A 23,202-nucleotide genomic window follows, 5' to 3' on the forward strand; every position below is an offset into this window, starting at 1 on the left:
TTACGCCTCTGCGCCCACGCCATTGTACGCATCGGTAAGCGCCTGGATGTCCAGTTTCCCCATGCCCATCAGCGCCTGCATTACCCTGCCGGATTTCGCCGGATCCTTATCCGCCATATACTGCCCCAGCTGTTCGGGAATGATCTGCCAGGAAAGGCCGAACTTATCCGTCAGCCAACCGCAACGGTCTTCCTTACCGCCATCCGCCGTCAGCTTTTCCCAGAGCTCATCTACTTCCTGCTGGGTTTTACAGTTCACAAACAGGGAGATGGCAGGCGTAAAGCTGAATTGCGGACCGCCGTTCATCGCGTAAAACGTTTGGCCTTCCAGCTCAAACACGGTGGAGAACACAGGCCCCTGCTGGCCCGGCTCCTGGCCCGGCATGCGGTTAATACTTACTACTTTGGAGTTATTGAAGATGCCGGTATAAAAGTTAGTCGCTTCTTCAGCGTTACCATTGAACCATAAAAAGGGGGTGATCTTTTGCATAGTAATCAGTTTTTTATTCTGATACAAACCTACTGATAGCAATGCAATTTTGGAGGGGTACAAAACGACATTTTACAGGCCAATTCCGACAATCCAAGCGGCCGGCAAATACCTGGGAGATTTGCCGGGCCGGCCTTGGTTGCCGTCACTTAAGCATAAGCTTCCGCCCATGCGGGCACATTATTCCGCAGCATGCGCTTGGCCATGTGGATGCGACTTTTGATAGTCCCCATCGGCTCTTTCATCATGTCCGCAATTTCCTGGTATTTATAACCCTGGCTGTACAACTGGAAAGTAAGCCTGAACTTGCCCGGCAAGCCATCCATCCCTTCCTGCAGCTCCTTCAGGGTAAGCGCCATCTCCGTACTGTTGTAATGCAGGTTGCGGTCCGCCGCATACGCTACCTCATGTTTGCTGTAGGTTTCATATTTATCGTGCAGCTGCTTTCTCCTGTAATTATTCAGGAAAATATTCCGCATGATCACCAGCAACCATGCTTCCATACTGGTGCCGGCCGCAAATTTATCCTTGTTGACCAGCGCGCGGCAAAGCGTGTCCTGGCAAAGATCCCGGGCCGCGTCCCTGTTGCGCGTCAGCTTGATCGCAAAAGGCATGAGCGCCTCCACTACCAGTGGCAACTGGCATTCAAATTCCTGGTTAAACATAACTGTGGGATTTTGAAGTTAACTAAGATAGGCACGGATCATCCAGGCCCATTTTTCATGCACCTTCAGGACGTTGGTCAGGAAGTCGACCGTACCGGGATCATTGTATTGCTCCGTCGTACTGATCTTCTGCTTGATCTCCCGCACCAGCGTTTCGTGGTCGTTGAGCAGGTTGGTCCATTGCTGCACGCGTTCGCTGGTGCTTTCCCCTTCGAGCAGGCTGGCAAGCTTGAGGTAATCTTCCATGCGGCCCATCGCAAAGTGGCCTACTTTGCGGATACGTTCTGCAGTATCGTCAATTACATCCGCCAGCTCCGTGTACTGCGCTTCATAGAATTTGTGCAGTTCAATCATGTTGGTTCCCGTAACATTCCAGTGATAGTTCCTAACCTTATGATACAAGACCTGCTCATCCGCCAGTAACCCGTTCAATAATAATCCTACTGCCTACGCATTTGCGTCGCTTAAACCTATGTTCGCTTTCATGTTAAAAAATTTTCCGTTTTCCGATGATGTAAAATTCATCAATGATCCCCGGCCGCTCAATGGACAGATAACGGATTCTGATGTACATAATGATCCTCTTCCTATTTTGTACTTCCAAGCGATAGCGTTAGAAAAACCAACGTCAATTCGGTATATTTAAGCCCTGTAAAATTTTAACTTAAAAAATTGCTTACAATGGAATACAGAGTATTTGGCAGAACAGGCTGGAAAGTGAGTGAGATCGGCTATGGCATGTGGGGCATGGCCGGGTGGACGGGCTCCGAAGAAGCGGAAGTCAACGCCGCACTGGACCGCGCCATCGAACTGGGCTGTAACTTCTTTGATACGGCCTGGGGCTACGGCGAAGGCCTGAGCGAAGAGATACTGAATAAGACCATGAAACGGCATCCCGGGAAACGACTGTATGCCGCTACCAAAATACCGCCTAAAAACAGGAAATGGCCATCCAAACCGGAGTACTCCCTGCAAGACGTATTTCCGGCGGACTACATCGTGGAGTACACAGAAAAAAGCCTGAAAAACCTGGGGGTGGATTGCATCGATCTGCAACAGTTCCACGTCTGGGAGGACCATTGGGTAAACCAGGACGAATGGAAGGAAGCCATCACCAAATTACAGCAACAGGGCAAGGTAAAACACTGGGGCATCAGCGTCAACCGCTGGGAACCGGATAACTGCCTGCAAACGCTGAAGACGGACCTCATCGATGCCGTACAGGTGATCTACAATATATTTGACCAGGCGCCGGAAGACAACCTCCTGCCGCTCTGCCGGGAAAAGAACATCGCCGTAATCGCCCGCGTACCCTTCGACGAAGGCACGCTCACCGGCACTTTCACGAAGGAAACCACTTTCCCCGCGGGCGACTGGCGCGCCACCTACTTTGTGCCGGAAAACCTCATCAGCAGCGTGGAACATGCCGATGCCCTGAAGCCGCTGATCCCTGAAGGCATGACCATGCCGGAAATGGCCCTGCGCTTCATCCTCAGCAACCCGGATATCAGCACTACTATCCCCGGTATGCGCAAAATCAGGAACGTAAACGCCAACATGGCCGCCAGCGATGGCAAAGGATTACCGGCCTCCCTGCTGGCAGCGCTAAAAAACCACCGCTGGGACAGAACGCCAACGGGCTGGTCACAATAGGATTTTTTTCTCGCAAAGGGGCGTAAGGTTGGTAAGCTCGCAAAGGATTGTGTTATGTTATAGGTTAAGAATATTCTCTGAATCAAAAAAATCTCTTCTTTGCAAACTTCCCCACCTTATGCCCCTTTGCTATCTTACCCCCTTTGCGATCTTTGCCACCTTATGCATCTTTGCGAGCACCCCCCCCCTTTGCGAGCTTTGCCACCTTATGCCCCTTTGCGAGCAAACCTCCCCGTGCTTAGCAACTCATACCCCCGTGCTTTGATCGCCTTCAGCATATCGCGTGTATCCGCGACCGTAGTCAGCGGGTTCAGGATCGTGAATTTGAGGTAAAACTCCCCGCCTACCTTTGTACTGGCTACCAGTAAAGTACCGTCAAAAAAAAGGGATTTTTTTATAGAGAGATTTAAGGCCGCTACGTCAATACCTGCCCGGCCGGGCGCAAATCGGAAGACGAGTATGCCAATGTCGGAGTGCGTCAGGAGTTCAATCTCTTCGTCTTTTTCCATCAGGGCAGCGGTGGCCGCTGTGGTGGCAATCATCCGGTCGGTATAGCTACCGAGCTTTTCTTTTCCCGTCAAACGCAGCGTACACCAGAGTTTCAGCGCATCGAAGCGGCGGGTGCTCTGGGTGACGGACTTGTTGATCTGCGCCGGCAGCTCGTCGTAATCCTGCTCAGCAGGATTGAGATAGTCCGCATGATGCTGCACTATTTTTAAGGTCTCCTTATCCTTCACCAAAAAAGCGCTGCTGCTCACCGGCTGGAAAAATGATTTGTGGTAATCCACCGTCACCGAATCCGCCAGTTCAATGCCATTCAGCAATGCCCGGTGTTTGGCAGAGAGCAGCAGCCCGCAGCCATAAGCCGCATCCACATGCATCCATAGCCGGTACTTTGCAGCCAGGGCAGCTATTTCCTGCAGGGGATCAATGTTCCCGAAATCCGTACTGCCTGCCGTAGCCACCACCGCGATGGGAATGTTCCCCGCGGCCAGCTCCGCTGCAATGGCCTGTTCCAGGGCAGCCGCATCCATGCGGAAGCGCTGATCCGTTTTTACCTTTACAATGGCCTGCTCTCCCAGCCCCATCAGTGCGGCGTTTTTCTGGTTGCTGAAATGCGCCGTTTCCGCCACAAAAATGCGGTAACGCAGCGCCGCTGCGGGTAGCCCTTCCCGTTTGATGTTAACGCCATGGACGCGCATCGCAAAATGGTCCCGCGCAAGAAGCAATCCCATGAGATTACTTTGAGAACCGCCCCCGGTGAAGATGCCATCTCCCCCGGCTCCAAAACCCAGCTGCTCGCAGGTCCAGTCTACCAGGCGGCGCTCCATGAAAGTGCCGCCGGCGCTCTGGTCGTAGGTATCCTGGGAGGAGTTGATGGCGCTGATGATCACCTCCGCCGCCAGCGCAGGAATTACGACCGGGCAGTTGAGGTGGGCAATGTACTGTGGCAGATGGAAAGCCGTGGCATGTTGCAGGTAAAGCGCCTGCACTTCCGCCATGAGTTCCTCATAGCTTTCCAGCGGCGCATCCAAATTTACCGCGGCTACGGCGGCCTTGATGGTAGCGGGCTTCACGCCTGAAAACGGGCGGCGCGTATGTTCCAGGAAATGCAGCACCGCTTCCCGGGCCTGTTCTACGGCTGCTTTGTACTCCGCCGCGCTGCCGGCATAAAAAATATCGTTCAGTAAGGAATCCCGCGATGGCAGCGGTTCCTGTGCTATGCTAAGTTGTTCGGTTATCATAAGTATTTTTTTTGTTAGTCCCGGAATAAGCTGCCATAGTGCTCTTCCATGATAAAGAAAGGATCGTTGGTGCGGGTAACGGCGCGGAGATGAATCAGGCTCGTCTTGCTCATCATGCGCAGCATCATGCGCCGCTCGCAGGGCACGAGGCGCCCGTTGTCGTTGCGGAAGCCCGCCAGGAAAGCGTTGCGGCCATGCGCGCAAAGGTGGTTGTTGACGAATATCAGGTCCCCCGATTGGGGAATGAATGCGTTATAGATATGCGTTTTAGCCACCTTCCAGAATTCTTCCAGGTGGTGCATCGCCTCGGCGGATTGATTGGCTGCCGGGTTATGCAATTGCTCCGCGGCATCAAAACGGATAAACGGCCAGGTGCGGTTGCCATACAGCACGCTGGCCGTCGCTACGTCCCCGGTGGCTACCTCCTGGCTGTAATTGGCATCCTTGGGGCATTTATACATGGGGCGGAACAGGGGCGCCATGATGGCATCCGTAGCGCCGTGGGAGCGGATGGAATACAAGGTGGAAGGCACCTGCTCTTCGTTGCGGAGAAAGAGGAAGCTGAGGAAATCCGCCTGGTGGAAGAGAAACGCATCCTCGGTGTGTACGAACAGGTCCGTCCGGGAGCCGCTGCCCGTTTGGGTGTAGCTCATGTTTTCATCCGGGATGATGGGATGCAGCAAGCCGCCTCCCTTGCGCTGCGCGTAGTACTGCACCGGCTTACTGGGCACGGCGCCGTGGAGCAGACTGCTGATAAATCCGAAGGCATGGAGCTTATCCCGGTCCATCGCTTTCCAGTTGGCGGGCGTTGGGCCCAGCTCTGCCTGGTCCACCTGCATCAGTCCACGGAAGATGATAGCGCCGTATTGCGAGGGGGAAAAATCTGTACCGAACGCGCTGAGCAGGCGGGCAATCCGTTCCGGCAGCAGCTGGTAGGCGTTCAGGTGAAGGGTGGCCTGGAAGGCAGGGTTCTCATAGCTGCCGTATTCGCGGATCAGCTTTTGCGCGATGTAATGAATAGCGGTGGATTCCCGTGCGGTAATATCCACTATCAGCGGGGCCTGGGGCGGCAGGCTGCCGGCCTGCCAGTCCGCCGGGGGTATATGATTCGTAGTGACGGTTAAATTTTTCATGCAGAAGGGTTTAAATGGATCACTTTTTTTTGCTGCTGTTTGGCTTGCAGTTGGCGCCAGCCTTCCTCCCGGTAGGCGGCGGCCAGTTTGCCGCCATCCTCATGGTTCCAGCCGGGGGGCTTGTAGAGGTAGCGGAGTTTGTTTTTCCAGCCGGGAGCCGTCCGCAGATCGCGCCAGAGGTCTTTCCAGAGGCCTACCTGCACCTGCCAGAGATTTTTGCTGTTGATATGATGGTTGAGCAGCCCATACTCGGGTTTTACTTCCTGTACTTCGGTTTGGAAGGTGCCGAAGATCCGGTCCCAGATAGAAAATGTTTCCCCGTAATTACGATCGAGGTATATCAGGTTTTTTGCGTGGTGTACCCGGTGAACGGAAGGCGTAACGAAAAAAATTTCGAGCCGGCGCTGCTTCCCCACTACGTTGTCGAAGTGATCGTTGACGTGTTCATAGAGGCCGTATAATCTGGCGATAGCCTCTACTATAAACAACATAAAGGGATCAAAACCCAACAGCGGCAAGGGTATGATCGTAAGGGGCATATGCAGTATGCCGAGGAAGGAGCCACGTACGGCTACCGTCAGCTTCATTTCCTCCGCGGTGTGATGCACGCCGTGTATGCACCAGAAAAAGCGCACCTGGTGGCCGAGGTAGTGAATGAGCCAGAACATGAAGTCGTACACGAAATAGGCCAGTATCCAGATGTACCAGGCGTAGCCGGGGGTAAAAAGGCGGTATTCGTATAGCCACATCATGGCGCCGAAAATCAGGACTTTGCCGAGGAAGATGGGCGGGATGCTGTCCAGCACGTACGAAAAGATGTTGACCCATCCTTCGCGGTTGCTTTCCATTTTGCGGGTCACCACGAGGATGACCCATTCCAGCACCACCAGCCCGAGTACGATGTAGCCGAATACGCCTTGCATCTTCCCGAGCAATAAGGGCAAAGAGGTATCCATTTAGCTGTGTTTTAAGATGATTGAAAGAGATGGCGGAGGGCGCCCGCCAGCCGGGGCTGACGGACCTTCCGCCTGGTTTCCGCTGCTATCATACATCTGCCGCACCTGACAGTGCAGCAGTAGCTTTGGCCGCGTGTTTGAACGGCGCAATGGGATTAGGGAGCGTACCTGCCAGTTGCAGGCTGCCGGCGGGATCGGCAAGGTCCACCATCTGGCGGTGGTTGCGGAGTTGCAGCCGGTTCAGGCAAGACAAGGTGAACTCCGGCGCAAACATATCATACCGGTCATACTTCTCCTGGTGTTGCGGCTGATCCGCCTGGTAATCGTACACACACTCCGCCACCAGCTCCCAGAAAGCATCCTCGGGGAAGTCGCATTGCGTATCGAGGATAGGCGCCAGGAAGCGGAAGAAGCAATCAAAAACATCCGTGAGGATGCTGAGGATGCGCAACTCTTCGGGCACGTCCACGCATATACGCCGGCCTTTCTCCGCAATATCCGTACGGAGGCGGAAGACGCCGATCTCCTCCGTGATGTCCTTCATGATGGCTTTCACCGGCAGATGATTTTCCAGGACGAGTATGAGATTTTCCCCATGGGGCATAAATACCAGGTCATGCTCGTAAAAGCAGTGCAGCAGCGGCTTCAGGTAAGCGCGCAGGTATTGGCGCAGCCAGGCGGCGGTACCCGCGCCGGCGGCTTTGATGATGGCGGGCAGCAACGCGTTGCCGTTGTAATCCTTATGCAGCAGGGCCGCCATCGTCATCAGTTGCTGGCCGGGCTGCAGCACCCCGGCCGGACTTTCCCGCCAGAGGCCCGCCAGCATTTTATTGTAGGCCGATTGTTTGCCGAAAGGCTCATAGTAAAAGTTGCGGTAGCCTACTGTGGCTACTTCACAGAGGAGCGTGAAGCCGTGCTGCACCAGGTAGGGGTCCTTCCCTATTGCTTCGCGGATCCACTCCGTGATAGGCGGCGTGCTGTCCATATAATACGGCGTGAGCCCGCGGATGAAGCCCATATTGAGTACGGACAAGGCGGTTTTGGTATAACGCTTTTCCGGGTGCGAGCGATTGTAGAATGTGCGGATAGATTGCTGCGCATTGAATTCATCCGGGCCATAGCCCAGGCATACGAGCCGCTGATTGGCCAGATCCGGCGCACAGAGGATGGCCAGTTTGTTATACCACTGCCACGGATGTACGGGAATAAAGTAATAATCATCCGGCTGCAACCCTTTGCTGCGCAGCGTTGCATGGAATGCATCCAGGACTGTTTGCCCCAGCTCCTCCCGGATCAGTACATCATAGGGCAGTTCCTTAACGGCGCTGTATGCCGTGCGGCTCCGGTGCCCGGCCAGCCATACCAGGCGGACGGGCTGGTCCGCTTCGGGAGCGTATTGCTCATAATCGCTGGCATCGAATCCGATGCGGCCGTTGTTGGCCACAAAGCAGGGATGGCCGCTGGTCATGGCATGTTCCAGGGTTTGATAATCCGCCAAGGCCAGCTGCTCCGCGGGCAGCTGCGGCCTGCTCATGGTGAAGGCGCTGCTATAAAGGGTGCTGGTGATTTCTTCCAGGTAGCCGGGCAGCTGCGCTTCGCTGATGAGCAGCTGGCTTTTGAATTCCTGGATGAAGAGGATGCTGTCCAGCGGCTGCGGCGCATCGTTGACGTGTTTGGTAATGCTGTCCGCATCAATGTGCCAGTGTTGCAGGCGCATGAGGCGCGCATTGAAATGATACACGGCGCCGGCGGCATCCGGCGCGGTGAGGCGGTAGCGGTTCCATCCTTTATCCGTCCCGGTTTGCTCCGGTTGCAGCAACAGTTCATGGGAAAATTCGCTGATGATCTTTGCCAGATGGAGCCGGTTGGCCTTTGCCCAGATGGCGGGTTGCAGGTGCTTGACCAATTGTTCGGGCGCTTTCATAGTACTTGTATGCATGATTTAATTTTTTTGTTTGGCTGTTTGAAATTGTCGTTTTGTGCAGAAGGCCAGCGCCGCGGTTTTATGCGGCAGCTGCACTTCTTTTTGATAGACGAAGCCCGCCCGCCTGTTGAGGCGGTGGATCTTTTCGTTGCGGACGTCCGGCTCTACGATTACCCGTTTATGCGCGGGGTTTTGAAAGAGGAACGTCATGACTGCGCGGAAGACGGCCCAGGTAAAGCCATGGATGGGAGCTTCGGCCGGAGCGATGAGCAGGTGCATGCCAACGTCCCCCCGGGAAACGGGGTAATGCCGGCCAATAGGGTCAAAGGCCGGGTCGTACACCTCGCAGAGGAAGGCGCGCGTGCCGGCGACCGTTCCCATGAAGGCCATGGCATGGTCGCTGGCGAGGAGGTTACTGTATTCCAGCATAACTGCTGCGAGCGACTTATCCGTCATGCCCCAGTAGGCCGCGTAAGGCCGGGTAACCCAGTCGTAAATTACCGGTACGTCCGCCCGCAGGTCCAGGGGCCACAGCTCGATGGCGCCAAGCGGGTGGCTGGTTTCCTGGTAGACGGGCATCCGGTGTAAAGGAGATATTACCTGCATAGATCAGTAGGGTCTTAGCGTTTGTATGCGTGGGCGGGCCAGCATATAATACAGCAGCGCTACGCCTGCGTAGCCGGCGAAGGCCACTGCAAAAGGCATATTGAGCGGCAGATACTCCGCCAGCACGCCGGCAGAAAAGGAGGCGGCCAGCACACCCAGGTTTTGGAAAAAGTGAATTTTGCTGTACTCTACAGCGTAAGAGGCCGGATCGCTGATGTGAAACAGCAGCGCATCGAAACGCACGGCGCATTGAAAAAATGCCCAGCCATACAGGCAGCGCCCTGCGATGATGCTCCAGGCAGCCGGGTAAGCCTGCAGGAGCAAGCCGCACAAGGCCAGCAGCAGGGCCGGTACAATGCCGTGCCAGGGCGACTGACAGGGCTTGCGCGTTTTGTTGGCGTAGAGGGCCGCTACGGCAACCGCAGCGGGGATGGCGTATATGGCGCCGGAGAGTATGCGGCTCTCCGATGCGGCTACCGATTCCCAATAGCGCACAAAAAACGGGCGGATGAGGAAATCAGCATAGTAGAACAGCAGCGTGATGATGCTTAGTTTCAGCACGGTACCGCCGGGCAGGAGGTCGTACCAGCTATGCGGGGCCGAAGCTGTGTGCGGCGCTGTGGCCTTGCCTTTGTGCAGCAGGTACCCGCTTAGCCCGGCCTGGAAAAAATCGCCGGCGGCCATGCCGAGGTAGATGTACTGCGGCTGTAACCAGTCAATCACCATACCGCCGAAAATTGCGCCCAGCACGCTTCCCAGGTGAATGATGACGGAGAGGATGCTGATCACGCCTACATGCTTTTCCGTGGGGGTGATGCGGAGGATATACGGATATACCAGCAGGTAGGAGCCTTTGAAAATGATCACCGCTAAGGATACCAGCCAGAAGAGCGGATAGGAAGTGATGAAGGCGCAGGCCGCAGCGAGGATGCCGGCTAACAGTTGCGTATAAACGAGAATATGCAGCTCCGCCATGCGGCGGGAAACCATGGCCCATATGGGAAACGCGATCATCACGGTGGCGCATACGGCGCTGAAATAAATGCCGGTGATACGCGGGTCCGTCACGCCGAAGCGGGCGGCAAAAAATATCGGGTAGAACGGATGCAGCATGTAATCGCTCACCACCGCTACCAGCGTCATTACTATGAGGAATATTCTTACCGGCATGTCAGTGGGTGTGGGCTTTGGGTAAAACGATCTCCTCCCCTGCATCAACGGCAAACTGCTGGAAGGCGATCCGCCGTTCGATGGGGTACACTTCCCTGCCCAGCATTTCCCGGATGATCCAGGCATTGCGGTAGCAGCCCATCCCGAGGTCCGGCGTAACGAAGCCGTGGGTATGCAGCTCCGCGTTTTGCACGAAAATTTCCCGGGCATTTTTATCGATGGTGTAATTCCGGTTGACGATAAAGCGGCCTTTTTCGTCCGTCCGGAAACGGTCCGCTATGGGCGCCATGCATTCCGGGATGCGGTGCGTATAGCCGGTAGCCAGCACCAGGCCGGCCGTTTCGTGGGCGTAGTATTTTTCCTGCTCTTCCTGGTAGAAGGTGAGGCGGAAAGTTTCCGTGGCGGCATCCCAGGCGACGGCCTGCAGGTCAGCGTTTGTGCGCAGGCTGATCCGGATATCCGCTACCAGTTTTTTGGCGTAGATGGTATCGAAGATAGCGGCAATGAGGTCGTTGTTAATGCCTTTGTAGAGGTGTTTTTGGTGATGCAGCAGGTGATCCCGCCTGTGCTGCGGGAGGCCGTAAAAATAGTCCACATACTCCGGAGAAGTCATTTCCAGGGTGAGCTTACTGTATTCCAGCGGGTAGAACCTGGGCGAGCGGGTGATCCAGTGCAGGGCGTAACCATAGGTATCTATCTCCTGCAGGAGGTCGAAATAAATTTCGGCGGCGCTCTGGCCGCTGCCTACAATAGTGATGCTGCGGCCGGATTGCAGGCGGTGCTTGTGTTGCAGGTAGTGGGCGCTGTGGATGGCTTTGTCCGTATAGGCTTTACAGTTAGCCGGGATGTAAGGCATGGTGCCGGTGCCCAGCACAATGCGGCGGGCTTTTACCTGCCGGTTGTTGCTGCATGCCAGCAGGTATAACTGTTGCGCCTCATCGTAGCGGATATGTTTGACGGCGGTATTGAAATGTACTTCCGGCAGTTTATCTATCGCCCAGCGGCAATAGTGGTTGTATTCATTCCGGAGCATTTTAAAATTCTCCCGGATGTAGAAGGAATAGATGCGGCCCTGCTCCTTCAGGTAGTTCAGGAAGCTGAAAGGGCTGGTGGGGTCCGCGAGAGTAACGTGATCCGCGAGAAAGGGCACTTGCAGCGTAGTGTCCTGCAGGAGCATGCCGGGGTGCCAGTTAAACTCCGGCCGCTTATCGAGGAAGACGCCATGCAGGTCCCTGAGGGGGTGCGCGAGGCAGGCAAGCCCCAGGTTAAACGGGCCCACGCCGATGCCGGCAAAATCATAGATCTTTTGGTCCATAGAATTTTCATTTATAATGATAGCAGGCATTAAAAGTACGTGTTGCCGTTACCGTAGTAAATCGCTCCGGCGTGGTAAAAAGCGGGTATGGTAGTGGTAGCGTTTATACCAGCGGCGTGGTATATCAGTGGAGGCGCTGCCATGGCATGGGCCATGGGAGGCTGTCCGGATGACGATGCGGTATTCCCTGCGGCAATAAATCTTTCCCCCCATAAAAAAAACACAGGGGCAACCGTTGGTGAACCGGTTGCCCCTGTAGCTGCAAACGCGTTGGCTTGCGATTAATTTTCCAGTCTTACGATGCCGGCTTCCAGCGCGTAGTTGCAGAGTTCCACTGCGGAATGAAGCTGTAATTTCCGCATGATATTTCTGCGGTGCGTATGGATGGTATGCTGGCTTAGGTGCATAGCGCCGGCGATTTCTTTGTTCGATTTACCCCGTACAATCTGACGGACGATCTCAGTTTCCCTTGCGGATAAGCCTTCCGGCGGGATTTGCGGAATGAAGGGCGTCTTTTTCCTGTCGGCCAGCAGCACGTCCACTGCGAAGCTGCAGAAAAATTTTTCTCCCTGGATGGCACAATGGATGGCTTCATGAATATCTTTTTTCCTGCATTCTTTTGTGAGGTAGCAGTAGATATTGCAATCCAGTAATTTCAATACGTCCACTTTTTTCTTCTGTCCGGAGATAATGATCACCTTACATTCCGGGATGACAGACAAGGTGCTGAAAATTTCATCAGCGTCAAAGAATGCGGGATCATAGTCCAGGATTAAAATATCCGGGTGAAAGGCCAGCAGCGCAGGCCGCAGCTCCGCGCTGTTACCGGCTTCCCGGAACTGGTAGGTATGATCAGCCAACAAACTTTTGATCCCTTCTCTGAAAACAGGTTGAGCGTCCGCCAGGAGGATACGGGTCATAGCGGTACTGTTCATGGCGTTGATAACACGTTTTATGACCTGCTTGCATCAAGGAAGATGAATATGGTTAATGATTAAAAATTTTCAGGGTTTAAAAATAAGGTTTACGCTCTCTTTTGCTGTTGAATAGAATTGACTTTAGACGACGTTTGCTTTTTATTTCTCCTGCCCCACCAGATATAAAAACCCGTTACCGGCAAGGATGCGGCGATGAGGGAAGCCAGGAAAGCCAGTATCTTCCCCGGCAGGCCCAGCACGGCGCCCACGTGGATATCGTAGTTCATGGCGTTGATCCGCTCGCCGTTATTCATACCGGCAAAGGTAGTTTTGGTAAGCATGGCAGCGGCATGCTGATCGTACTGCATCCGTGTGGCTTTGTAAAGGGGCTTGTTATCACTGCGGGCAAATACATGCACCGGCGATTTCGCATCCTTTGGGATACTGATGAAAAACGTAGTGCCTGCGGGCGCCTGCCGGGTGGCATCCTGCAGGATCCTGTCCAGGGAAAAGGCATTTACGTTAGTGGTGTCAGAAAACACGGGAGCCGGCGCTGCAATGGTTTTACCGCCGTTGGCGATCCATTGGATGCTGTTGCTCACCCAGGGATAGCTGATGACCAGCCCGGTGATGGCGATAATGAGCAGGATGAGCATCGCGTAAAATCCGAGGATGTTATGGAGGTCGTAGTTCTTACGTTTCCATTTGGTGGTAGTTTTCCATTTAAAGCGCAGGCGCTGTTTGGCGGCGGCCTTGTTGGAAGGCCACCAGAGTATGATGCCGGAAATGAGCAGCACCACGAATAGGATGACGGACCAGTTTACAATCCTGGCGCCGATGTTGGGGCCCAGCAGCAAACTGATGTGCAGGTTAACAATGGTGTTGAAAAATTCCCATTTGCTGTTTTCTATTTTGAGGATTTTACCGTTGTAGGGGTTTACATAAACGCGGTAAAAATATTCCATCCAGGTGGCATAGCTCAGGCCATCCGGGCGTACTTTGAGGGTGCGGAAAGAGACGCTCCTGTTGGCTCCCAGCGGGATTTCCGCGAGTTGCAACGGATACTCCTCTCCTATGGCTTCCTGCGCTTTTTGCCGTATAACGTGCATGGGTAAACGCTGTGCGCCGGCCGGCACTTCCACGAACATGCGGTCCTGGTAAAATACTGGTTTCAGCTCATCGATGAAGGCGTATATGCATCCGGTGATGCCCAGTATAAAAACAACCAGCCCGGACGCGAGTCCGAGCCAGCTGTGTATCTTTAGGATAGTCTTTTTGAAGGGCATATTTTAGTTTTATTTGGTTACGTCCTTGCAGTAGGTAACGCAATGCCAGATCCGCTCAAAAGGCTTTCCTTCGTGCTGTCCTTTCTCTTCTTCAATGAAGGTGCCTTCCAGCAGGTAGCGGCCACTTTCCACCGGTACGTAGGTGATGGCTTTGGAGGCGTCCAGCTTCTTGCTCCAGCCGGCAGGCGATAACACGGTCAGTTCTGCTTTAGGCAGCGTTGTCTTTGTTTTATGAACAAGGGCAACCTGTTCCGGTGTGTGTACTTTTTTAGCGGCCACGCCGGAAGTTTGCAGCACAAATTCATTTTGCTGCAGGTTGGCGAGCCCGTTCGCATGGTTGACCTCCACGATGCCCTGGGCATAGTAGCGGATTTTGCTGCCGCCGTAGACTTCCTGCACCGTGTGATCGATGTAGAGGACATATGCGCCATCCTGCTGCGGGGTGAAAGTGGCTTTGAAATAGTTGCCGGCGGGCTGGCATTCCAGTTTGGTTTTATTGCCGGAAGGGTCTATCAGATAGAGGCTGAAGTCCTTCATGTTGCTGAACCAGTGCTGGATGGAATCTCTTTGATTTTCGCCGTATTCACCAAGGAAGACTTTCACTTCCTGGGTTTGGCCTTTTTTGCCGGTTACGGCAGTTTCGATCCAGAGGGCGTGGCCAAAGGCCGTGATCATGCTACAGCAGAGTAATACAGAAAACAGTACTTTTTTCATTTTATAAATGAGGGTTTGTTACGATTAAATAATCAGAAGCGGTAGCCCAGACTCATGCGCACGTTGCGGCCGGGTTCCGTTTGCCAGTAATAGATCTTGCCGAAGTTATCCCCCGAAGGACCGCCGGTCCAGAGGTATTTATCCAGCAGGTTATTTACCAGTACGTTGATGCTGAATTTGTTGATATTGTAACCAAGGCCGGCGTCCATCCTGAAGTAGTCAGGAATGAAGTTTTCCGTTTTATCGTACACCATGCCGGCCACGCGGCCTATCTGGTACTGGTAGCCGACGTTGGCGCGGAGGCCTTTGAGGGCGCCGCTTCCGAGGGTGTAGGTGAGCCAGGTGTTTTGAATATGTTTGCTGATGCCGGGTACGTAGTTGCCAACGAGTTTTTCGTCTACATCCTTAGACACGATACCATCCGTATAAGCGTAGTTCACAACCAGGTTGAGGCCTTTCACTACTTCGCCCTGGATGTCCACTTCCAGGCCCCTGATCTTTTGCTGGCCGTTGGTACGCTGGTAGATGTAGCCCTGGGTAACAGGGTCGCGGTGTTCGTTATCCTGTGTCAGCACGTTGTTTTTGATGATCTGGTAGAGGGCTAAGGTGGAGGTAAAGCGGCCGTTGAACCAGTCGCGCTTAATGCCTGCTTCCACATTGGTGCCGGTGAGCGGTTCAAAGGTTTTCTTTTGATAATCCAGTCCGGGGTTTTGCATGAACGACACGTCGTACACGCCGTAAACAGCGGTATTCCTGTCTATACTATAGCTGATACCGAAGCGCGGCGTGAACTTGCTGTCCTTGTTCTTCCCGTCGTACGGGCTTACCACGTTGTTGGCGGTGTACCGGCCGGCGATGGTGAAGCGCAGCGCATCGTTGAAGAACCCGATCTGGTCCTGCAGGTACAGGGCGCTGTAGCCGTAGTTATATTCCACCCCACGGGTACGGATATCCGCAGTGCGGTCCCACTTAGGCATTTTCACGCCGCCGTAGACTGGTTTGTAGATGTTGAAGGAACCATCGCCGAAGTCGGCCCCCTGGCTCCAATCCGCCCAGTAGTTGCTGGCCTTCATGTCCACCCCGCCGAGGATATTGTGCACCACCGCGCCGGTTCTAACGGTACCGTTGATAAACACCTGGCCGGTTTTGTTGAGGCCGAGGGCGTCCCAGATGTTGATGCTGCGTTGCAGGAGGCTATCGTTATTCGGATCATAGAATCCTTTAGGCCACATGCTTTGCCCGGTCTGGGAGAAGTGGAAGTAACCGAATTGGGCGGTGAGCTTCCAGTCCTGGCTGAACTTGTGTTCATAGAAGGCCATCAGGCTGTTATCCCTGATGGTGGTAGGGTCCATATTACCTTCAATGGTGGTGAAGTTGACAGGCAGCTCCCCGTAGCCGCGTTTGGAGAAGGAATAGTTACCGCCGATAACGGGCAGTTGCATGTATTGGAGGTTATATTCCAGGGTGATGCTGTTCTTATCGTCGATTAAGTATTTCAGTACCGGGGAAATGCTGTAGCGGTTGGTGTAATCGAAATCGCGCCAGCCGTTTTTCATTTCGCCGGCGAGATTGAAGCGATAGAGGAGCTTTCCGTCTTTGGAGAGCTTACCGTCCAGGTCGAGCGTGGCGCGGTAGTTATCGTAGCTGCCGAGGGCCATGGTCACTTCCCCCTGCGTGTTGCCGGTAGGCTTTTTGGTCACGACGTTGTATAGTCCGCCGGGCTCGCCGTTGGAGAGCATAAAACCGGCGGGCCCTTTCACGAACTCGATGCGGTCCACCATGCTGAAGTCTTCCGTGAGCGGGCTCCAGGAGCTGATGTACACGTTCATGCCGTTGCGCATGGAGGTGGCGCGGCTGCCGCGCATCTGGATATTGGCGTACATGTCCCAGTGTGCGAGGCGGGACACGCCGGATACGTTACGGGTAACGCCTTCCTGCATGTTGTAAATCTGCTGGTCCGCCATGACTTCTTTGGATATTTCCGTAATGCTTTGCGGCACTTCAACCAGGGGTTGATTTAAACGGAGGGAGTTGGAGGGTGAGAGCACGGTGTATTTATTGGACTCGCCCACGATGGTAATTTCTTTCATCTGCTGGCCGGAGGCGCCGAGGGTGATATTAACCTGGGAGATTTGATCGTGCGCTACTTCCACGGTTTGCGTCACGTTATCATAACCCACGAGGGAGATGATGAGGGTATATTTTCCAGGCTTTACTTTTTTGATCACGAAGTCGCCATTGGCATCTGTGAGCGCGCCGTAATTGGTATGTTGTAATCTAACGGTAACGTATGGAGCGGGCAGTCCGTCCGAGGTGAGGACGCGGCCCCTGATGGCTGATAAAATATCATCTGCTAATGCCTGGCTCCAAACCGCAGCTAAAAGCACGATGAGTATCCATGCTTTTTTGGTAGCGGAGCGCAGTAAAAATTGTTTCATCGGCTTGTTTTTTTGCTTGCAAAGGTATGGGGGTGTTGGAGGGCGGGGTTACGCAAGCGGGAATTTGATTTACGCGATCAGGAAAATTGCATTTGGCAAACAATAACAGCGCTGCCTTTGTAGATATCATTGATGAAAAATTATCTGCGTTACGCGTACTTATTGATGGCGCTACCCTGCCTGCTGGGCTGTGGCGCTGCCCGGGTATTGGATGGCAATGCCCAGTTTCACCAGGATTATTGCGCGCCTGCTCCCCTGTTCCGGAAAACCGTGGCGATGCGGCCGTATTGGAATACGGATTCGTTGCTGCAGGCGCATCCGGATTTGCCGAAAGCGGTGGCGATCAGCGCCAATGCAACCGGCACTTTGTCGCAGTTGCTCCAGTTGAAAGCGCTGGGGCGGGATACCGGTATGGCTGCGCAGGTGCAGCGAGCGACCTTACGCGCTGCGATACAACAGCGTTTACTCCTTGCCGTTACGGAGATATCCGGCCTGGCTGCGGAGATGGATTGTGAAGGCGAGCGTGCCGATCAACTGGGGCGTTACCTGGATAATTTGAACAGCAGCCGGAATACGAAGCTGACGGTGGGGTCTATTATTGTGGCGGCGATAACAACGGTGGCCACGATTGCCATTAAGGATCATACCATGCAGAATGCGACGGCGATTACGGGAGGGGTGATCAGTTCAGGACTGGCGTTGATGACGGTGAACCCGGCGGGGAGAAGGATCAGGTTATCCCTGCAGCGGAACGTGCTGAAGGACGTTTGGGCGCGGGCGGACAGCAGCGATATTTACTCCCCGGGGCTGTGGTATATGCTGAGCGACCGGCATTTTTCCAATAGCGGCACTATTTCGCTGATGGAGAGTATTACGGGGCGGTGGAAGCAATATGACCTGGACCGGAAGGTGAGCGCGGCGGATGCGGAACGTTATTTTGGTAACGGGGGCGTATATACGGCGGATAATTTGCATACGCGGGCGGCGATGCTGAATGAGTTGCAGTCGACGATCAGGTCGTTGAATCAGAATTTGCAGGGGTTGATGGAGTATTTGGATGGGTATGGGGGTGAAGGCAGGGTTTGCGACCGCCGGATGGAAGCAGCGCTTTCCAGCACGTCGCATTTCCATGCGCGGCTAGGCCACCAGGTAAACCATCCCCGCGCGCTGGAGGTGAAGGAGTGTTTGCGGGGATGGGAATCCAAATGAAACCACCCCTTTGCAGGGGATATTTCCTTCAAATTAAATGAAATTTCTTCATATATTATAAATTTTATTTCTATAACAGAAAAAGGTATTTATCTTTACAAATATGAATTATTACTTCAGTGATGAAGTAACCCTGTACCGAAAGCCTATGAAGAAAATCTACTTTCTAAAAGTAAGTTCCCTGCTGCTGTTAACGGCCGGCCTGTTAGCGGCTTCCCCGAAACTGACGGCAGGTAGCGCCAGCCATTTCGCTGCCAGGGCGGCGACTCCCCCCGTGGTGAATATGGAATCCTTCACCGTCCGCGACGATGCTGCCGCCGGCAGTTTCGTTGGCCAGCTGACCGCCTCGGGCAGCAACCTCCAATGGCAACTGGCAGACGATGAAACGAAAGGCGCCTTCCGCCTGGATGCCAGCGGCCGGATTTATGTGAACAATACCACCCTGCTGCAATCCAACCGGGGAAAGCTGATCAGTCTTTTTGTATCTGCCAGCGATGGTGTGGAAACGAGCAACCTTGCGGAAATTACCATTGCCATACAGGATACCTACATCAATATTCCTCCCACGCTGGACCCGATTGCCGACAGGGCTGTCTGCGCGGGCCGGGGGGCGGATACGATTCAACTCACGGGGATGTCCGCCGTGGAACCGGACCAAACATACAGCCTCGTGGCCATTGCGGACCTGCCCATGCTCGAAACCCTGCAGGTGACCAATGACGGGCAGCTGACCTTCCGGGTGAAAACAGGCATTAACGCAGGCGCCTGTATGGTGACCGTCATGATCAAGGATAACGGCGGGGTAAGGAACGGCGGGCAGGATACCCGTACCCGTAGTTTTAATATTACGGTGAACGGTATTCCGAATGTGGGCATCGTTTCCGATAAAGGCACGGTAGTACCTAAGGGGGAACTGCTGACGCTGACCGCCAGCGGCGCGGATCATTACAGCTGGACGCCTGCGCCGGGGCTGGAAGGCGAAACCGGCGCCGCCACGGTGACGGTGAAGCCGGTAAAAACTACCCGCTACGAAGTAGTAGCCACCAACAACAGCGGCTGCCAGGATACCGCGCATATCGATATCCGTGTGGTAGCGGATTTCATCATCCGCGCGAACAACGTGCTGACGCCGAATAACGACGGCCGTAATGACCGCTGGATCATTCAAAGCCTGGAGGACTACCCGGAAAACGAGGTGATCATCACCGACCGCGCCGGCAGGGTGATCTTCAAACAGCGGAACTACAGCAATACCTGGGATGGTAAGCTGAACGGGCAACGCCTGGCCGAAGGAACGTATTTTTATACCTTCAGCGTATTCAATACCGTTACGAAGACGACAGATGTGGCAAGAGGATATATCACGATCCTGGGCGACTAACGCCTACCCCTACACGCGCACAACACCTACAGCAAATACCGATGAAAACCGCGTGGTCGTCCATGCGGTTTTCTATTTGTAGCATTAACGCCCCCGCATCCGTGCGTGCAGGATAGAGAGGGCTTTCTGCATCTCCGCGTTCCAACCGGGTTCTATCGTACAACGCTGCGGCAGGTAGCGCATCATGGCCTGCGCATACTCCTGCACGAGCTGGTTGAACAAGGCCTGCTCTACCAGGATAGCCCCGGATTGTTCTTTGCTGATAAAAATTTCTGAGGGGCGCATTTCTCTTCCTTCAAAGCTGCGCACAGCGGCGCGTTGCTCAGGGTCCATAGCTTCATAAAAACGGAAATTGGCATCGGAAAAGCCCCAGTTTTCCGATTGACTGATTACCGTGATAAACTCAGGAAACAGCTCGTAGTCGATGGTGTAGATAGCGGCAACAAGCGGGTCAAACTCTGGCTTCATCTTCAGTTCCACTGCATGCGGGTTATCGGTACCGTTACTTTTTTTCAGCACCCATTTCATTTGTCAAAAACAATTTTGCACTCCGTTGAAAATATTATACCAAAATAATGTTACAACGGTTAATACGGGTAGTTATTGCCGGTTATTTTTGGGTTTCTTTTCTTGTGCGGGATATTTTTATTTTATTATTTTTCGGAAACGATCAACTGATACTGCATGAAAGCCTTTTCTATTACTATACTGGCATGCCTGCTGGGCAGCCTGCTGTTTGCACAATCCCCGGCGAAGAAAGTCCTGGTACTCTATGAAAACGGTGGCCATCATTTGGCCTTTTCCAAACGCGCCATGCCCTGGCTGGACAGCCTGGCCCGGCAGCGCCACTGGCAGCTGGACTACCGCACCACAGCCGCCGGCATCAACGACAGCAGCCTGCAACATTACCAGCTGGTCTTACAACTGGACTACCCGCCTTATGCCTGGCCGGATGCCGCGGTAAAAGCTTTTGAAAGCTATATACAGGAAGGGAAAGGCGGATGGGTAGGCCTGCACCATGCGACCCTGCTGGGCGAGTTTGACGGCTACCCGATGTGGAACTGGTTCTCGGCTTTCATGGGAGATATCCGTTTCAAGGACTACATCGCCAACTTTGCCACCGGCACGGTGGAAGTGGAAGATGCCCAACACCCGGTTATGAAGGGCATACCGGCTACTTTCCGTGTCAGCAACGAGGAATGGTACACCTACAATAAAAGCCCCCGGCCGAAGGTGCATGTACTTGCCACGGTAAACGAGCGTACCTATACGCCGGCATCAGATAAGCAAATGGGCGATCATCCGGTGGTGTGGACCAACCGGCAAATGAAAGCCCGGAATGTGTATATTTTTATGGGACACTCTCCTACCCATTTTGACAATCCTGTTTATAGGAAGTTGCTGGCGAATGCAATGGAGTGGGCGATTGGAGAAACGCGTTAAACAGGTTCCGGCCTGGTGGTCAGGGTCTGACGCGGGATACCCCGGAACAACGGAATATTCGTTTGCAACCACCCCTATCATGCAGGTTTCATATGGTCAAACGCACCTTTACGCAGGTGTACGCCATATTCCAGCCAGGCCTTCAGGCAGGCGAGGAAATTGGCCCATCCCTCGGAATTACCGCGCATCCAGTTTAAACCGGCCTCTGTGTTAGGCATACTGCCTTCCGTAATTTTTACGACGGTATTGGCTCCCCTTTCTTCCAGGCGCATTTCCACTGTCAGCTGGTTGCCGGGGGCGCCCTCCCATTGGAACACAATGTCAGTAGGCGCTTTAATGTCCAATACTTTTACGGGGAAGCGGTCGTCGAATTCAGGGAATTTCCAGGTTACCTCCGTGCCGGCTACCAGCGGACCGGTACTTTCGGAAATAAAATAGTTTTTCATTTGTTCAGGATCGACAATGGCGTTAAACACCTCCCGGATGGGCTTTAACACCTGGATGCCGGCCTTTGCCTGCAGTTCATTCATAACTAAGGATTTTGAGCCAGGTAAGTTAAACAATCTCCCGGACATGAAAAATTTCAAAACGGCAGCATGTAAACTGCGTGTACCCGTGATGGTTATTTGAAATCTGCTATTTATCCTTACCTTGCCTGCACAAATAACTAACCAGGCTTATGACAGCAGCGCAGCAATCATCACCGGTTTATCTTCAGATACTGGAAGCACTTAAAGTAAAATTACTGGAACAGCATTACCACGTTACCTGGCTGCAGGAGGAAGAAATGCTGCTTGTGGACGAGGTGCTGGAAATAGCGGCCGACTATGAACCCACCCCGGACGCGCACCCGCATGTGATGAAAATGATTTACGTGGTACGCCACCGGGATTACTTCCCGAAAGGAATAGTAGAGTTCCTCGCCGGCATCGGCAGCACGTTGGAGGAGCGGATCGACAGCGGCAATCAAAACTTCCTCCAGCTCATCCTCCCGCCTGTTATGGACAGCCTCAACCCTACCCATGATGAGGAGCTGGATCTCGTCGATAACCAGGATAATACCTGGCATGTAAAGCCGGGCGACATCGGGCTGCAAGGTACCTGGGAAGAGCAACCGGAGGACGATATCATCCTGCTGCAGTTGCATGAACTCCTGAAGGAAAAGCTGGCCGAACAGTCACAGCCTTTCTGCTGGCTGAAAGTATATGCGGTTCTCAACAACGAAGGAAATAAAATCCACGAATGCAACTTCAACAACTTGTACTGGGAAGCCGGCGACAGCCAGATCAGCCGTATGCCTGACAGCTGGGAGAAACCGGAAGTATTCAGGGGGATCAAGCAGTTCTTCGTTTTCCGCCGCTGCGGACCGGCCGGAGAGTAGGTTTCAGGAATGGCTTTTGTGTACTCCCACTAAAAAGCTATGGCAATTCATATTGGCACATCCGGATGGAGCTACAAACACTGGAAAGGTATTTATTACCCTGAGGACCTCGCTCCGGAAAACTACCTGAATTTTTATGCGGCGGATTTTTCCTGCGTGGAGATCAACACCAGCTTTTACCATCTGCCACAACCCGGCACTGTAGAGCACTGGATGATGGAAACACCGGAAAAATTCCGCTTCTGCCCCAAGCTGAGCAGGTACGTTACCCATATCAAACGCCTGCATGATCCGAAGGAGACGCTACCCCGCTTCTTCGAAATTTTCGATCCTTACCTGAAATACCTGGGACCGGTGTTGATACAGCTCCCGCCTAATCTCGACTTTAAACCGGAGGTCGTGGAGCCCTTCCTGGAAACGCTCACGTCTACCTACCAACAATATGATTTTGTGCTGGAAGCCCGCCATGATAGCTGGCTGAGCGAGGATGCGATGGAGATGCTCCACCAGTATAAAACCGGCTGGGTCATTGCCGACTCCGGCGGCCGCTGGCCTTCTGCCAAAACCATCACGAGCCGCATCGTGTACATCCGCTTCCATGGCAAAGAAGGGAAATACAACTCCCGCTACTCCCCCGAGGAACTGAAAATCTATGCGGACGATATCCGGCGCTGGCGCCAGGAACGGCTACAGGTCTGGGTCTTCTTCAACAACGACGTGGGCGGTTACGCCCTCGAAAATGCAAAGGAATTGATGGAAATGCTGCAGGGCGGTTGA

At 53.8% G+C, this 23,202-nt stretch carries 22 protein-coding genes; 6 read left to right on the forward strand and 16 right to left on the reverse strand.

Annotated features, from left to right (window positions below):
* The 3 genes from BOC67_RS11785 to BOC67_RS11795 all read right to left on the reverse strand — a co-directional run bounded on the left by BOC67_RS11785 (position 1) and on the right by BOC67_RS11795 (position 1,586).
* Positions 1 to 489 (reverse strand): VOC family protein, encoded by a 489-nt coding sequence (locus BOC67_RS11785; RefSeq protein WP_291910493.1) that lies wholly within the window; start codon positions 487 to 489, stop codon positions 1 to 3.
* Positions 490 to 638: 149 nt separating this feature from the next.
* Positions 639 to 1,154 (reverse strand): RNA polymerase sigma factor, encoded by a 516-nt coding sequence (locus BOC67_RS11790; RefSeq protein WP_291910494.1) that lies wholly within the window; start codon positions 1,152 to 1,154, stop codon positions 639 to 641.
* A gap of 18 nt (positions 1,155 to 1,172) precedes the next feature.
* On the reverse strand, positions 1,173 to 1,586 hold the full coding sequence (locus BOC67_RS11795) for a DNA starvation/stationary phase protection protein (protein ID WP_291910495.1): 414 nt from the start codon (positions 1,584 to 1,586) through the stop codon (positions 1,173 to 1,175).
* A 249-nt stretch (positions 1,587 to 1,835) separates the two neighbouring features.
* Here BOC67_RS11795 and BOC67_RS11800 point away from each other — a divergent pair, with 249 nt between their 5' ends.
* A complete protein-coding gene (locus BOC67_RS11800; RefSeq protein WP_291910496.1) occupies positions 1,836 to 2,807 on the forward strand; it encodes an aldo/keto reductase in 972 nt (323 codons plus the stop codon).
* Between the two features lie 206 nt (positions 2,808 to 3,013).
* Here BOC67_RS11800 and BOC67_RS11805 read toward each other — a convergent pair whose 3' ends face one another.
* The 11 genes from BOC67_RS11805 to BOC67_RS11855 all read right to left on the reverse strand — a co-directional run bounded on the left by BOC67_RS11805 (position 3,014) and on the right by BOC67_RS11855 (position 17,011).
* Complete coding sequence (locus BOC67_RS11805; protein ID WP_291910497.1) at positions 3,014 to 4,552, reverse strand: pyridoxal-dependent decarboxylase; 1,539 nt, start codon at positions 4,550 to 4,552, stop codon at positions 3,014 to 3,016.
* A gap of 14 nt (positions 4,553 to 4,566) precedes the next feature.
* Positions 4,567 to 5,685 (reverse strand): TauD/TfdA family dioxygenase, encoded by a 1,119-nt coding sequence (locus BOC67_RS11810; RefSeq protein WP_291910498.1) that lies wholly within the window; start codon positions 5,683 to 5,685, stop codon positions 4,567 to 4,569.
* Positions 5,682 to 6,641 (reverse strand): sterol desaturase family protein, encoded by a 960-nt coding sequence (locus tag BOC67_RS11815; protein WP_291910500.1) that lies wholly within the window; start codon positions 6,639 to 6,641, stop codon positions 5,682 to 5,684. Before BOC67_RS11815 ends, BOC67_RS11810 begins: the two co-directional genes overlap by 4 nt.
* A gap of 88 nt (positions 6,642 to 6,729) precedes the next feature.
* Positions 6,730 to 8,580 (reverse strand): IucA/IucC family siderophore biosynthesis protein, encoded by a 1,851-nt coding sequence (locus tag BOC67_RS11820; protein WP_291910502.1) that lies wholly within the window; start codon positions 8,578 to 8,580, stop codon positions 6,730 to 6,732.
* Positions 8,581 to 8,583: 3 nt separating this feature from the next.
* A complete protein-coding gene (locus tag BOC67_RS11825) occupies positions 8,584 to 9,171 on the reverse strand; it encodes a GNAT family N-acetyltransferase (protein WP_291910504.1) in 588 nt (195 codons plus the stop codon).
* A gap of 3 nt (positions 9,172 to 9,174) precedes the next feature.
* Complete coding sequence (locus BOC67_RS11830) at positions 9,175 to 10,341, reverse strand: MFS transporter (RefSeq protein WP_291910506.1); 1,167 nt, start codon at positions 10,339 to 10,341, stop codon at positions 9,175 to 9,177.
* A 1-nt stretch (position 10,342) separates the two neighbouring features.
* On the reverse strand, positions 10,343 to 11,656 hold the full coding sequence (locus BOC67_RS11835; RefSeq protein WP_291910508.1) for a SidA/IucD/PvdA family monooxygenase: 1,314 nt from the start codon (positions 11,654 to 11,656) through the stop codon (positions 10,343 to 10,345).
* Between the two features lie 281 nt (positions 11,657 to 11,937).
* Positions 11,938 to 12,591, reverse strand: a complete 654-nt coding sequence (locus BOC67_RS11840) for a response regulator transcription factor (protein WP_291910510.1) — start codon at positions 12,589 to 12,591, stop codon at positions 11,938 to 11,940.
* Positions 12,592 to 12,680: 89 nt separating this feature from the next.
* Positions 12,681 to 13,859: a PepSY domain-containing protein gene (locus tag BOC67_RS11845; RefSeq protein WP_291910513.1), complete on the reverse strand. Its 1,179-nt coding sequence runs from the start codon at positions 13,857 to 13,859 to the stop codon at positions 12,681 to 12,683.
* A 9-nt stretch (positions 13,860 to 13,868) separates the two neighbouring features.
* Positions 13,869 to 14,573 carry a hypothetical protein gene (locus tag BOC67_RS11850; RefSeq protein WP_291910515.1) on the reverse strand — a complete coding sequence of 235 codons (705 nt, stop codon included), beginning with the start codon at positions 14,571 to 14,573 and terminating at the stop codon, positions 13,869 to 13,871.
* Between the two features lie 32 nt (positions 14,574 to 14,605).
* Positions 14,606 to 17,011, reverse strand: coding sequence for a TonB-dependent receptor (locus BOC67_RS11855; RefSeq protein WP_291910518.1), 2,406 nt, complete (start codon positions 17,009 to 17,011; stop codon positions 14,606 to 14,608).
* A 132-nt stretch (positions 17,012 to 17,143) separates the two neighbouring features.
* Here BOC67_RS11855 and BOC67_RS11860 point away from each other — a divergent pair, with 132 nt between their 5' ends.
* Positions 17,144 to 18,220 (forward strand): hypothetical protein, encoded by a 1,077-nt coding sequence (locus BOC67_RS11860; RefSeq protein ID WP_291910520.1) that lies wholly within the window; start codon positions 17,144 to 17,146, stop codon positions 18,218 to 18,220.
* A 148-nt stretch (positions 18,221 to 18,368) separates the two neighbouring features.
* Complete coding sequence (locus BOC67_RS11865) at positions 18,369 to 19,601, forward strand: gliding motility-associated C-terminal domain-containing protein (RefSeq protein ID WP_291910522.1); 1,233 nt, start codon at positions 18,369 to 18,371, stop codon at positions 19,599 to 19,601.
* 84 nt (positions 19,602 to 19,685) lie between these two features.
* Here BOC67_RS11865 and BOC67_RS11870 read toward each other — a convergent pair whose 3' ends face one another.
* Positions 19,686 to 20,129: a hypothetical protein gene (locus tag BOC67_RS11870; RefSeq protein WP_291910524.1), complete on the reverse strand. Its 444-nt coding sequence runs from the start codon at positions 20,127 to 20,129 to the stop codon at positions 19,686 to 19,688.
* Positions 20,130 to 20,285: 156 nt separating this feature from the next.
* Here BOC67_RS11870 and BOC67_RS11875 point away from each other — a divergent pair, with 156 nt between their 5' ends.
* Complete coding sequence (locus tag BOC67_RS11875; protein ID WP_291910526.1) at positions 20,286 to 21,044, forward strand: ThuA domain-containing protein; 759 nt, start codon at positions 20,286 to 20,288, stop codon at positions 21,042 to 21,044.
* 77 nt (positions 21,045 to 21,121) lie between these two features.
* Here BOC67_RS11875 and BOC67_RS11880 read toward each other — a convergent pair whose 3' ends face one another.
* Positions 21,122 to 21,574 carry an SRPBCC domain-containing protein gene (locus tag BOC67_RS11880; protein ID WP_291910527.1) on the reverse strand — a complete coding sequence of 151 codons (453 nt, stop codon included), beginning with the start codon at positions 21,572 to 21,574 and terminating at the stop codon, positions 21,122 to 21,124.
* Positions 21,575 to 21,723: 149 nt separating this feature from the next.
* Between BOC67_RS11880 and BOC67_RS11885 the strand changes: the two genes are divergently transcribed.
* Entirely contained in the window at positions 21,724 to 22,425 is a 702-nt protein-coding gene (locus BOC67_RS11885) for a DUF6348 family protein (RefSeq protein ID WP_291910529.1), read from the forward strand.
* Between the two features lie 39 nt (positions 22,426 to 22,464).
* Positions 22,465 to 23,202 (forward strand): DUF72 domain-containing protein, encoded by a 738-nt coding sequence (locus BOC67_RS11890; RefSeq protein ID WP_291910531.1) that lies wholly within the window; start codon positions 22,465 to 22,467, stop codon positions 23,200 to 23,202.

Source organism: Chitinophaga sp. CB10, assembly GCA_001870995.2.
Classification (GTDB): Bacteria; Bacteroidota; Bacteroidia; order Chitinophagales; family Chitinophagaceae; genus Chitinophaga.